Source organism: uncultured Turicibacter sp., assembly GCF_938044715.1.
GTDB classification, from domain to species: domain Bacteria; phylum Bacillota_I; class Bacilli_A; order MOL361; family Turicibacteraceae; genus Turicibacter; species Turicibacter sanguinis.
Genome location: NZ_CALIOS010000019.1, coordinates 1 through 12695, shown reverse-complemented (window position 1 = coordinate 12695; position 12695 = coordinate 1). Strand labels below are relative to the sequence as shown.

Sequence of the window (12695 nt, the reverse complement as noted above, 5' to 3'; positions counted from 1 at the left end):
CCTTTTTACTTATTTTAACGGCAATTCTAATCGTCTGTTTCTCATACTCATGCCCATTTTTTCATAAAAAGCTATAGCTGGTTCATTAAACTTCCAAACCGTCAGTTGTAAAGAGGTAGCACCTTGTTCTTTGGCATATTCTTTTAAGTAATCAAAAAGTTGTGCACCATAGCCTTGATGTTGGTAAGAAAATGAGATACAAAAATCATCAATGTAGGCGATTGTTGATGGCTTCATGATGGTGAGTGAACGTGTTTTAAGGAAGTTGATGATACCGTATCCGATGAGGTTTTGATTAGAATTTTCGATGACGAAAAGATTTGAGGTTGGTTCTTCAAGTAACTGAAGAAAAGAATCGTATGAAAATGGTTGTTTTAGATCCAAATAGACATCTGGTCGATTTAGGACGTGAAGTTGATGAACTTCTGAAACTAGTTTTGAGATTTGATTGTAGTCATTTAAAGAAGCCTTGCGAATCATAAAATCCCCCCGTTTTTGATAGTAGATTTATTTTAATCTATTTTACTCATTTAGGGAAGCGTGATAGTTGATGATGGAGATATTTCTTTAGCGCCTTAAAATTGAGTTTCTTTTAGGCGTTAGAGGTTGTGAAAATCTTTTTTTAGTCAGCGTTTTTCTTTGTGAAAAATTCGAATAAATGATAGGTGATAGGCGCTTTCTGTGTTAAAATGGTAATAAAAGCAAGTTTCGTTGGGGTGGACGTTATGGGGGGATTAAAGCAGTTAAAAAATTATTGGTTCTTTTCATTAAAAATTGTTATTGTTATGGTTGTAGCATTGATTATATGGGGGGCCATGATTTATAATCGACATGTTATCCTGTATGAAAAACAGTTGAATATCTTAGTTAATTATATTTATGATGAAGTATCGCCAGATGATGTGACTTCGGTTTATCAGCGATTTATTAATTTAGATAGTGACTATGGACAACGAATTAAAAAGGATTTAGGAGATTCTTTGATTAGTCGTTATCAATATTATGCGAATTTATATATGCTTCGAAAAATTGAGTACGAAGAGTATTTGCAGTATGAGCAAATTATTGAACCGTTATTTTTCTCGAGTTCTAAAGTAATTGAAACAATTGATGAAGTATCGAAGTATTATCAATCACAAAGAGCTTATATTAAAGGTGTGAATTTGCAACAACAGGGATTCATTGAAGAGGCGATTGAAGCTTATGGTCAAGTGATGTTTAATGATCAGTCTTATTATGAATTGGCTAAAGGTAGAATCATGCAATGTGTTCAATTGATTAAAGAACAATATTTGACGGAAGCAAATGAATTTTATGAACAAAAAAATTATGTTGAGGCAATTAAACGATTGAATTATTTGATTGATAATGAAAATGACGAGGGTATCACGTCGCTAAGATGGTATTATCAATCGGAGTTTTATTTAGAGGTCATGAAGGAAATCGAGGAATTGATTGAGAATAATCAACTGGGATTTGTTATTAACTTTTTACAAGAGATTGAGCCGTATTTAGGAAGTAGTTATGAAGAGACACTTCATTTGAAGTTATCTGAAGTAACACTTCAGCGAGCTCAACGACGAGATAAGGCACTCGGTAAATATGCGGGGAAAATTCAAGTCTTAGTGAATACAGAAAGTAATCAGCAAGTGATTACCTATAATCAGCTGGCACTTCAATCATCGACCGCTTTTAATCCCGTTAACTTAGCCACTTATGCTTTTACAAATATAAAAAAAGGAACGGCTGAGGGTGTAGATAAGTCAATGGTTGAACAAAATATTAATGTGATGCCTTATATCGTGGCAAATAGTGATATTACAAGTGCGACGATGCCTGTTGTATTTGGATATTATGGTCAGACGATGAATGATTTTGATTTGATTGAGCTTCGTCAAAATGGAGAGGCAATCGTTTCGTTTGAAATGGATCCGTCTGAAAAGCGTCAAGTTTGGATTGAAGATGAAGTTACCGAATGGATTACGATTGAATTAAGTCAAGAGGAAGTCGAGCAGGTGCAACAATTGATTTTACAGACATCGGATTTAGAGTTTGTTTTTAAAGGCAAATACTTAGATTATCAAGCACCGATTTCAACGCTTGAGCGTGACTTGTTAATCATGATGTTTGAGATTTACCAATCCATTGTGAAGTAAACAACATGAAAATGACATGAAAAAGGATGGACTAATTGCTATGCCAGAATTACCAGAAGTTGAAACAGTTAAAAATGTGTTAAATAGCCAGATTAAAGGCTTAAGAATAAAAGAGATTGAGTTACGATACGAACCGATGGTTAAAAATATGAGTGCAGATGTTTTTAAAGAAAAGCTAACGAATCAAGTGATAGAAGAGATTAGTCGTCGCGGAAAGTATTTAGTTTTTCATTTTCAAGATTATCAACTCCTTTCGCATCTTCGTATGGAAGGTAAGTACTTTTATGAGGCAGATGATTTTGAATTAAACAAGCATATTCATGCTATCTTTAAACTCGATAATGGACGTCAGTTACTTTATCAAGATACGCGTAAATTTGGGACGTTTCATTTATATGAAAAAGGTCAAGATTTAGAAGAAACCTCTGCTTTTAAAGTGCTTGGGGTGGAACCTTTTTCAGATGAGTTTACCCCAGCGTATGTTAAAGGAAAAATAAAAGGGAAAAAGAAACCGATTAAGTCATTATTACTAGATCAAAGTGTAGTTTGTGGACTGGGTAATATTTATGTAGATGAGGTGTTATTTAGGGCAAAGATTCATCCTTTAACCCCAAGCTATGAATTATCCGACAACGAGATTGAAAATGTGGTAAAATATACAGTAGAGGTGTTAGCAAAAGCCATCTCATTAGGTGGGACAACCATTCGAACCTTTACATCCACACATGGTGTATCAGGAACGTTTCAAGAAGAGTTGTTAGTTCATCAACGATTGGGTGAAGTGTGTAAAATCTGTGAAACCCCTATTGAGAAAATTAAGGTTGGTGGACGTGGAACTTACTTTTGTCCAACATGCCAAATAATTAAGTCTTAAGGGGGATTGTATCCATGTTAGTAGTTGGATTAACGGGTGGAATTTCATCAGGAAAAAGTACGGTCACTCAGTTGTTTTTAGACAAGGGTGTGACGGTTTTAGATGCTGATTTAATTGTCAGACAGATGCAACAACCAAATACGGTACTTCTAAAAAGATTAGCAGATGTATTTGGACAGGATATTATTTTAGCGGATGGGAACCTAGACCGCGGGGGGCTAGGGCGTTTAATTTTTCAAGATAAGGCTGCAAAAGCAAAATTAGATGAAATTATGAAACCCTTAATCCGTGAAAAGTTAGTAGAAGGGATTGAACTCGCGAAAAAAGCTAATGAATCGATGGTGGTTCTCGATATGCCACTTTTATATGAGTTTGAGTTTGAATCACTGACGGATGTGACGATTGTCGTTTATGTCAGTCAGGAAACGCAAATTAAACGACTGATGGCAAGAGACCAAATCGAGGAGGCCTATGCGCTCGCCAAGATTAATTCTCAGATGTCACTGGATAAAAAACGTGATCTTGCGAACTTCGTTTTAGTTAACGAAGGTAAAGTCAGTGAGTTACGAACTCAGTTTGAGACACTGTATCATCAGTTATGCTGCTGTCTTAAACATAGTCATAATTAATATAGTGGAAAAGTATAGGAATTAAGGGAGGAACTAGAAATGGGATTTATGGACTTATTTAAAACACACTACGAATCAGGTGAAAAAACGACGGATGAGGCGTTAATGACTCATTACTATAAAGCAAAGTATCAACCAACGAAAGCAGCGATTATTGAGGTTGCTAAATCATTAAACTTTGAGGTAAAATTTGAAGATGATGATCGTCAAGAATTAATGCTTAAGCGTAAAGATGCTGAAGTGATTGTGACGATTGTTAAAATTACGCCGATTGAATCAGCGGTTGATTTTACGATTAATACGCCTGGTCTCATTACATTTGGAAAAGGTAAAAAACTGATTCAAGAATTCTATAAAGAATTAGATAAAAAAATTATGTTTAAAGGATTAGCTTTAAACCGATAATAGATTGATTAATCCCTATTTTTAATAGGGATTTAACATTTTAAAAGAAGGAGTGTTTGAATAATGGGAGTATCTCTTAAACCGAATACAACATTCGACTTAAGTCCCATTCAAATGATGACTTCGGAAGAAATACAAGTTTTGACGTTGCTGTATCAACCCATTATTGGTCCGCAAGCCGTGAGTTTATTTACGACTTTAAATACGTTAGCACTAAAAAAACAGGAACAATCTTTAACGCATCATTTGTTATTACAGTTACTCAATACGAATATTGAGGAGTTTTTAGAGTGGCGTTATAAATTAGAAGCCGTTGGATTAGTTTCTGTGTATATCACCGAAGAATCTCATCATATAACGTATGTTTTAAAAAGACCGATGAAAGCTCGTGCCTTTTTTAGCGATGGAATTATTAATGTCTTTTTAAATTTAAAAGTTGGGAATGTAGATTATCAAGCATTAAAGCAATTTTTTATTGAAGATGCTTTTAAAGCAGAAGGAAAAAATGTCTCAAAACCATTTAATGAAGTATTTGATACGACGGTGTTACTTCGTAACTCTCAAACCCTACAAGCTAGTCCACTGCCGGTTAGTGAGATGAAGCGTGAGGGAGTAGAGCTAGAGAAAGCCTTTAATGAAGAGTTACTATTTGCTTTACTCAAGCAGTTTGGACTCGATGATCAAATTTTATCGGATAAACTTCTCGATCAAATTAATAAGATTGCCTTTTTATATAAATTAGATGAAAGTGAATTAGCTCGTCTTATTTTTGATGCTTTAGATAGTGATGGCTTCGTCAACTTAGAGGTATTTAGAAAACAAGCGAAACAATATTTTCAATTTCTAAATAAAGGAAAGCCAATCGAGGTGGTGGAAGTTTCGCAGGTTAATCAAGAGACCATGATTAGTGAAGCGAATGCGGCAAGTGCAAAGGAAAAACAATTATTGATTCATCTGTCACAACATCCACTTAGTTTCTTGAAGTTTAAGCAACATCAAAAAGAACCTGTTCCAGCCGATCGTCAATTAGTTGAGTGGTTAGTGGTGGATCAACAAATGCCATCCGGTGTTGTGAATGTGTTGATTGATTATGTGTTAAATATTTCAGATGGGCGATTGCCAAAGCAATTGGTTGAAAAAATTGCGGGTGAATGGCAGCGTAAAGAGATTGATAATACTGAAAAAGCAATTGCTCAAGTTAAGTCAACGCTTAAAGCGAAGCAAAAACGTGAAAATGAAAAAACGATGCCAGCAGCAAGTAAACCATCTTATCAAAAATCAGCGAGAGTAGTTCGTCAAGAGCAAGTTCCTGATTGGCTGAAAGCACCGCAAACGCAAGAATCGAATAAAAAAACATTGAGTGAAGAAGATTTACAAAAGATTGAACGCATGAAACAATTACAGAGTCAGATTCTAAATGGGAAAGGGTGAATTAGATGAAACGATTAGGTGATTTAATACCGAAAACGTTTGGAGCTGAGCAGGCATATCAAGAGTTATTAAATGAACCAGAGATTGCACAGGCATTAAAATGTCATGAGTCTGAGGTGGATATGTCACGTCTGTCGAGCTTTATATCCGATTTAGATGAGTATTCACGAAATAAATCCAAATGTGAGGGTTGTCTAGGATTAGATTATTGTAAGCAACCCGTTAAAGGACATCGACCAGAACTTGAACCAAGGTATAAGCAACTTAAGATTGCATATACGCCTTGTCATTATGAGTTAAATCAAAAACATTTAGCGAATATTAAAAGTTTTCATATGCCGGGTGATATTGTAAATGCGAATTTTGAACGATTTATCATGGATCCTGAGCGTGTCGAGTTTTATGAAAAAGCAACTTTATTTATTAATGAATACATGACAAATAAAAAAGGTCGCGGTCTTTATTTATATGGGCCTTTTGGCACAGGGAAAACATATATGTTAAGCGCCATTGCAAATATCTTATCTCAACGTGGAATTGTTTGTGGCTTAGTTTACTTTCCTGAATTGGTTGCTGAAATTAAATCAGGATTTAATAGTGACAATAATAGTGGATATGATAAAATTGAACAATTAAAGCAAATCGATGTCTTGATGCTAGATGATATTGGAAGTGAATCGATGACGAGCTGGATGCGGGATGAAGTGCTTGGCCGTATTTTAAATTATCGAATGCATCAGGGGCTTCCAACTTTTTTCACTTCGAACTTGGATTATGAACAATTACGTCATCATTATTCTTATACTCAAAAAGGAGAAGTTGAGGAAATTAAGGGGGCACGTATTTTAGAACGTATCAAAGCTTTAAGTGTTCCTGTCGCTATTACTGGAACAAATTATCGTCAAAATCGCTAAAATTCTTATCACTTTTTGCTTGATTTCAAAAAAATCATACATTATAATATGATTCATACATATACTAATGAGTAGACTGATATATCAAAGGTTTTGATAAGGATATGATTTATTCATACGACTTTCTAGAGAGGGAATCCATGGCTGAAAGATTTCTAAGTACGATGTTTGAATTACTCCCTTTGAACTGGACTTGAAAAAGTTTCCCGCTGACTGCGTTAACGTTAAATTGAGTTGCTAACGAAGAGTCTTTTCTTTGTTGGAAATAGGATGGTACCGCGATTATAATCGTTCCTAATTAAATTTTAGGAGCGATTTTTTTTATACTCAAAAATTTCGCTCCGAGGTAAACGAAAAATAAAAGGAGGAAATACCATGATTAACATTACTTTCCCAGATGGGAATGTGAAACAATTTGAAAATGGAGTTACTGCAGATGCGATTGCGCACTCTATTTCACCAGGATTACGTAAAAAATGTGTGGCTGCTAAAATTAACGGACATTTATATGATTTAACTCGTCCAATTGAAGCAGATGCAAAAATTGAATTAATTACAAATGATCGTCCAGAAGCGTGGGAAATTATTAACCATTCGGCTGCTCACTTAATGGCTGCCGCTATTAAACGTCTTTATCCAGATGCAAAATTTGGAGTAGGACCTGCGATTGAAGATGGATTCTATTATGATATTGATACAGAATCAAAAATTTCAGAAGCTGATTTACCAGCTATTGAAAAAATGATGCAAAAAATTTCTTCAGAAGCTTTACCGATTATTCGTCAAGAATTAAGCCGTGAAGAAGCAAAAGAATTATTTGCAGCTGATGAATATAAATTAGAATTAATTGATGCGATTAAAGAAGGTGAAATCATCACAACTTATTCAGAAGGTGATTTTACAGATCTTTGTAGCGGAGTACATGTTCCAAATACAAAAGATGTTAAGTTCTTTAAATTATTAAGTGTAGCAGGAGCTTACTGGCGAGGAGATAGCGACAATAAAATGTTAACTCGTATTTACGGGGCAGCTGCTTTATCTAAAGATGCTTTAGCTGATCACTTACGTATTTTAGAAGAGCGTAAGGAACGTGATCATAAAAAATTAGGACGTGAATTAGAATTATTCACATTCAGTCCATTAGTAGGTCAAGGATTACCAATCTGGTTACCAAATGGTATGAAAGTTCGTCAACAAATCGAACGATATATTACTGAATTAGAAGAAGATTACGGATACCAACACGTAGCAACTCCAGTTATGGGATCTGTTGATTTATATCGTACTTCAGGACACTGGGCACATTATCAAGAAGATATGTTCGTTCCAATGGAAATGGATAATGAAGAATTAGTATTACGTCCGATGTCTTGTCCTCACCATATGATGGTATATAAAACAAAATTACGTTCATACCGTGATTTACCAATTCGTTATGCAGAGCAAGTTATTCAACACCGTTTTGAAGCCTCAGGTGCTTTAACTGGTCTTGAGCGTGTACGTGCGATGACTTTAACAGATTCTCATCTTTTTGTTCGTCCAGATCAAATTAAAGAAGAGTTCTCTCGTTGTTTAGAATTAATTCACCGTGTGATTAAAGACTTCGGAGTTGAAATTAACTACTATCGTTTATCGCTTCGTGATCCAGAAAACAAAGAAAAATATTTCGATGATGATCAAATGTGGGAAAATGCAGAGTCAATGTTACGCGAGACATTAATCGAAAATAATATTCCATTCATTGAAGCTGAAGGAGAAGCGGCCTTCTATGGTCCTAAATTAGATATCCAAATCAAAACAGCTTTAGGACATGATATTACAATGTCAACTATTCAATTAGACTTCTTATTACCAGAACGTTTCGATTTAACTTATGTATCTGAAACTGGTGAAAAAGTACGTCCAGTTGTTATGCACCGTGGTTTAATCGGAACATATGAGCGTTTCATGGCTTATTTAATTGAAACTTACAAAGGAGCATTCCCACTATGGTTAGCTCCAACACAAGTAACAGTGATTCCAGTTAATAATCAATATCATTTAGAGTACGCAAAAGAAGTTGCTAAAGAATTACGTAAATACCGTGTTCGTTTAGAAATCGATGAGCGTGAAGAAAAAATGGGTTATAAAATCCGTGAATCACAAACTAAGAAAATCCCAATGTCTATTGTATTAGGGGATAAAGAAGTTGCTAATAATGAAGTCACATTCCGCCGTTTCGGTGAGCAAAAAACTCAGACTTTACCATTAAAAGAATTCGTTCATTTCTTAGTTGAAGAAATTGCAGAGCGTAAAAACTATAAACCTGAATAATAAGTCAAAATGAGAAGCTTGTAGCTTCTCATTTTTTTATAGATTTTTGGAATTTTATGAATAGAATGATAGAGAATTACAATAATGAATTTAGTTGATGATTGTGTTTTTATCAGTTAAAAGGAAAGAATAAGTAGGTATTGTAAAGTAGGGAGTGATAAAAATGATTGAAACTATGGTCGTGTTAAGACAGTGGAGTGTAGATGTAATAGCCCTTCTTGTTTTTTTAATCGCTGCTTATCTGGGTTATAAAGATACGTTTCGTTTCAGTTTTCTTCAACTTATTTTGCAACTGATTTCAATGATAGCGACTTATTTTATTTCTATTTTTTTAACTAATAAAGCGATTCAGACGATTCCAGAAAATGCGAATATAGGATTAATGATTCCTGATGAGTTATTTTATTTAGTGCAACCTCACGAAGAAATGATTATTCCACTTATTATGTTTGTTATTATTTATATGTTTATATTTATTATTATAAAGAGCATTCTATATGTATTCGGAAGAAACTATGAATGGGAAAGGTATTTATTCAGAAAAATTAAGTTAAATTCAACGTTTGGAAGGATTCTAAGTTCTGGGTGTACCATTTTAAATACGTATACGTATTTAATCATTGTTTTAATGATTGTTGGATTTCCTTTGTTTAATTTAGTAGGCCCCCATACATTCTCCTCTTTTTTATTAAAAACAGTTCCTTTTATTTCAAAGGATATTGAAGAGTTTTATGCCCCCTATGAAACACTTACTCAGGTATTACAAACTTACAAAGAAGAGGCACATCTCATTTTTGATGGGACGACAGTTAATCTTAAAGTGATGGAAGAAATGATTCAAAAAGACCCAAGTCGTAAAAATTCGTTGCAAGATGCCTATGAATATTTAATCCCGTATATTGCAACAACTTCTGGTTATTTAGCTAATTTTTCAAATAATAAGATTGGAATTAATGAAATGAAAGAATATTTAGCAAATACTCAGGAATATCTGAACAATCAAACCATAACACTGGAAATTTTTAATTCTTACTATGAAGAGTTGATTAAAAACAAAACTTATGATAGACTAGTTAAAGATGAGGTCATTAATGATGATGCTTTAACCGCATTGGTTGAGAGTGGATTCCTAAATGATACAAATCTTAAAAAAATTAAAGAATATATAGCGCTTGATTGACATATACTAATCAAGGTGTTATAATTAATAAATGTGAATATCATGTGGAAAGAAGAAGTACCCACTTCTCACCTGATTGGCTTAAGTCGATAGGTTTAAAAGTCGCATAGTTTTTTTTAACTGTGATTTTAAACGTGGGCGCTTGAATGCCTACGTTTTTCTTTTTTTCCATGAATGTTCTATAAAATTGGAGGTGCTCATCATTAGCAAGAAGAATGTAAAAAACGAGAGCTTAGTCAACGAGGATATCCGCGCTAAGGAGATGTTAGTCATTGGTCCTAACCGCGAACAACTTGGTTTAATGCAACGCAAAGATGCTTTACGTGCTGCTTCTGAACAAAATTTAGATTTAGTATGTGTAGCACCACAAGCTAATCCGATTGTTTGTCGTATTATGGATTACGGTAAATACCGTTACGAACAACAAAGACATGCTCGCGAAGCGAGAAAAAACCAAGTGGTTGTAAGTCTTAAAGAAGTTCGTTTAAGTCCTAACATTGATCAGCATGATTTTAATACTAAATTAAAAAATGCTCAAAAATTCCTTAGTAAAGGTGATAAAGTTAAAGTTAGCGTACGTTTCAAAGGGCGTGAAATTGCTCATACAGAATTCGGTCGCAATGTTTTAACTCGCTTTGCTGAAGGGTGTGCTGAAATCGCAGACCTTGAATCAAATCCAAAACTTGACGGACGTTCAATGTTTCTCGTTTTAGCACCAAAGAAAAAGTAGAAAAGATAAAGGAGGAACTCTACCATGCCAAAAATGAAATCTCATCGTGGAGCTGCTAAACGCTTTAAACGTACAGGATCAGGAAAATTAAAACGTTCTCACGCTTATACAAGCCACTTAGCTCACAATAAAACAACTAAACAAAAGAAACACTTAGCTAAAGCTGCTGTTGTTTCAAATAGCGATTACAAACGTATCAAAGATATGTTATATAGCTTATAATCATTTAAATATTTTTTGTACTACAAAAGGAGGAACTCAATATGCCACGTGTAAAAGGTGGAGTTGTATCACGTAAACGTCGTAAACGCGTTTTAAAATTAGCAAAAGGTTACTTTGGATCAAAACACACATTATATAAAACTGCAAATGAACAAGTAATGAAATCATTACAATATTCATACCGTGACCGTCGTCAGAAAAAACGTGATTTCCGTAAATTATGGATCACTCGTATCAACGCTGCTGCTCGTATGAATGGATTATCATACAGCAAATTAATGCACGGATTAAAATTAGCTGGAATCGAAGTTAACCGTAAAATGTTAGCTGATTTAGCTGTAGCTGATGCTGCTGCATTCACAGCTTTAGCAGAAACTGCAAAAGCTGCAATGAATAAATAATTTTTTATAAACTTCAAACACTACCTTAAGGTAGTGTTTTTTTGATATTTTTAAAGAAAATATTTTTAAAATTATTTTCATCAATGAGATAAAATGATATGATACTACTTATAGAAAATTATGGATAATAGGAGGAAACATAATGACTAAGTTAGATCAAACTCTAACGTTCTTAAAAGAAATTACAGATGCAAATGCTGTACCGGGTCAAGAACGTCAAGCACGTGAAGTGATGAAAAAATATATTGGTGACTCAGCAGATAAAATTTATCAAGATAATATCGGATCATTAATTGCTGAAAAAGTAGGGGAAAAAGATGGACCGAAAATCTTGATTGCAGGTCATATGGATGAAGTTGGATTTATGGTTCAACGTATTGATGATAATGGATTTATTAAATTCGTGACACTAGGTGGATGGTGGGGACAAGTGATGCTTGCACAACAAGTCACTATCACAACAAATAGTGGGAAAACGTATCATGGGGTTATTGGGTCAACACCACCTCATATTTTGACACCTGAGGCACGTCAAAAACCGGTTGATATTAAAGAAATGTATATTGACCTAGGTGTTGAGAGTAAAGAAGAGGTAGAAAAGCTTGGTATTCGACCAGGTGATATGATTACTCCTTATATTGAGTTCCGTACGATGGCGAATGATAAATACTTATTAGCTAAGGCATGGGATAATCGTATCGGTTGTGCCGTAGCTGTTGAAGTGTTAAATAATTTAAAAGGTGAATCTCATCCAAACATCGTCTACGGTGTGGGAACAGTTCAAGAAGAAGTTGGATGCCGTGGAGCAGTGACAACAAGCCAAATGATTAACCCATCCATCGTTTTCGCTTTAGATGTAGGACTAGCTGGAGATGTGCCAGGGGTTACGAATCAAATCCAAGCAAAAATGGGGAAAGGGCCAATCATTACTTTAATTGATGGTGGATTAGTTGGTCATAAAGGATTACGTGATTTTGTTGTGAGCGTAGCGGATGAATTAAATATTCCATATCAATTTGATATTACGCCAGGAGGAGCAACTGATGCAGCCAAAATGCATTTAGCACATGATGGGGCCCCTGCGATGTCAGTTGGAATTGCATCACGTTATATTCACTCACATACTTCAATGATTCATCGTGATGATTATGAAAATACAGTTAAATTAATGACAGAAGTTGTTCGTCGTTTAGATCAGGAAACTGTCAACAAAATTACATTTGAATAAAAAAAAGACTATCTCTAAAGTGAGATAGTCTTTTTTAATGAAGTTTTAACATAAAAAAAGAGTCTATTTAAAAAAAGTTTAAACAGACTCTTTTCTAAGAAAGTTTGAGGTCCATTCTACCTCAAAAAAAGGGTAATTATAAAACATTGGAATGGAAAGAGAATAATATACTGATACGGCATGATGGGGTAAACCGTATCAATTAGGGTAGT

General features: G+C 34.4%; 13 protein-coding genes and 1 other annotated feature. Of the genes, 12 read left to right on the top strand and 1 reads right to left on the bottom strand.

Annotated features, from left to right (window positions below; translation table 11 throughout):
* Window positions 1-9 precede the first annotated feature (9 nt).
* Complete coding sequence (locus tag QWC74_RS01965) at window positions 10-480, bottom strand: GNAT family N-acetyltransferase (protein WP_006785452.1); 471 nt, start codon at window positions 478-480, stop codon at window positions 10-12.
* Between the two features lie 245 nt (window positions 481-725).
* Here QWC74_RS01965 and QWC74_RS01960 point away from each other — a divergent pair, with 245 nt between their 5' ends.
* From QWC74_RS01960 to QWC74_RS01905, 12 genes are all read left to right on the top strand, one after another.
* Window positions 726-2156 (top strand): hypothetical protein, encoded by a 1431-nt coding sequence (locus tag QWC74_RS01960; RefSeq protein ID WP_006785453.1) that lies wholly within the window; start codon window positions 726-728, stop codon window positions 2154-2156.
* A gap of 40 nt (window positions 2157-2196) precedes the next feature.
* Entirely contained in the window at window positions 2197-3030 is an 834-nt protein-coding gene (gene mutM, locus QWC74_RS01955) for a DNA-formamidopyrimidine glycosylase (protein ID WP_006785454.1), read from the top strand.
* Window positions 3031-3044: 14 nt separating this feature from the next.
* Entirely contained in the window at window positions 3045-3659 is a 615-nt protein-coding gene (coaE, locus tag QWC74_RS01950) for a dephospho-CoA kinase (protein ID WP_006785455.1), read from the top strand.
* 39 nt (window positions 3660-3698) lie between these two features.
* On the top strand, window positions 3699-4064 hold the full coding sequence (locus QWC74_RS01945) for a hypothetical protein (protein ID WP_006785456.1): 366 nt from the start codon (window positions 3699-3701) through the stop codon (window positions 4062-4064).
* A gap of 63 nt (window positions 4065-4127) precedes the next feature.
* On the top strand, window positions 4128-5495 hold the full coding sequence (locus tag QWC74_RS01940; protein ID WP_006785457.1) for a replication initiation and membrane attachment family protein: 1368 nt from the start codon (window positions 4128-4130) through the stop codon (window positions 5493-5495).
* Window positions 5496-5500: 5 nt separating this feature from the next.
* Window positions 5501-6409 (top strand): primosomal protein DnaI, encoded by a 909-nt coding sequence (gene dnaI / locus QWC74_RS01935; RefSeq protein ID WP_006785458.1) that lies wholly within the window; start codon window positions 5501-5503, stop codon window positions 6407-6409.
* A 375-nt stretch (window positions 6410-6784) separates the two neighbouring features.
* A complete protein-coding gene (gene thrS / locus QWC74_RS01930; RefSeq protein ID WP_006785459.1) occupies window positions 6785-8722 on the top strand; it encodes a threonine--tRNA ligase in 1938 nt (645 codons plus the stop codon).
* A gap of 163 nt (window positions 8723-8885) precedes the next feature.
* On the top strand, window positions 8886-9902 hold the full coding sequence (locus QWC74_RS01925) for a hypothetical protein (RefSeq protein WP_006785460.1): 1017 nt from the start codon (window positions 8886-8888) through the stop codon (window positions 9900-9902).
* Window positions 9903-9945: 43 nt separating this feature from the next.
* Window positions 9946-10070, top strand: a sequence feature (ribosomal protein L20 leader region).
* A 19-nt stretch (window positions 10071-10089) separates the two neighbouring features.
* Window positions 10090-10632, top strand: a complete 543-nt coding sequence (infC, locus tag QWC74_RS01920) for a translation initiation factor IF-3 (protein WP_267471862.1) — start codon at window positions 10090-10092, stop codon at window positions 10630-10632.
* 24 nt (window positions 10633-10656) lie between these two features.
* The gene (gene rpmI, locus QWC74_RS01915; RefSeq protein ID WP_006785462.1) at window positions 10657-10854 is read left to right on the top strand and encodes a 50S ribosomal protein L35; all 198 of its coding nucleotides are present in this window, start codon (window positions 10657-10659) and stop codon (window positions 10852-10854) included.
* A 41-nt stretch (window positions 10855-10895) separates the two neighbouring features.
* Window positions 10896-11255, top strand: a complete 360-nt coding sequence (gene rplT / locus QWC74_RS01910; protein ID WP_006785463.1) for a 50S ribosomal protein L20 — start codon at window positions 10896-10898, stop codon at window positions 11253-11255.
* Window positions 11256-11397: 142 nt separating this feature from the next.
* Window positions 11398-12483 carry a M42 family metallopeptidase gene (locus tag QWC74_RS01905; RefSeq protein WP_006785464.1) on the top strand — a complete coding sequence of 362 codons (1086 nt, stop codon included), beginning with the start codon at window positions 11398-11400 and terminating at the stop codon, window positions 12481-12483.
* The last annotated feature ends 212 nt before the right edge of the window (window positions 12484-12695 follow it).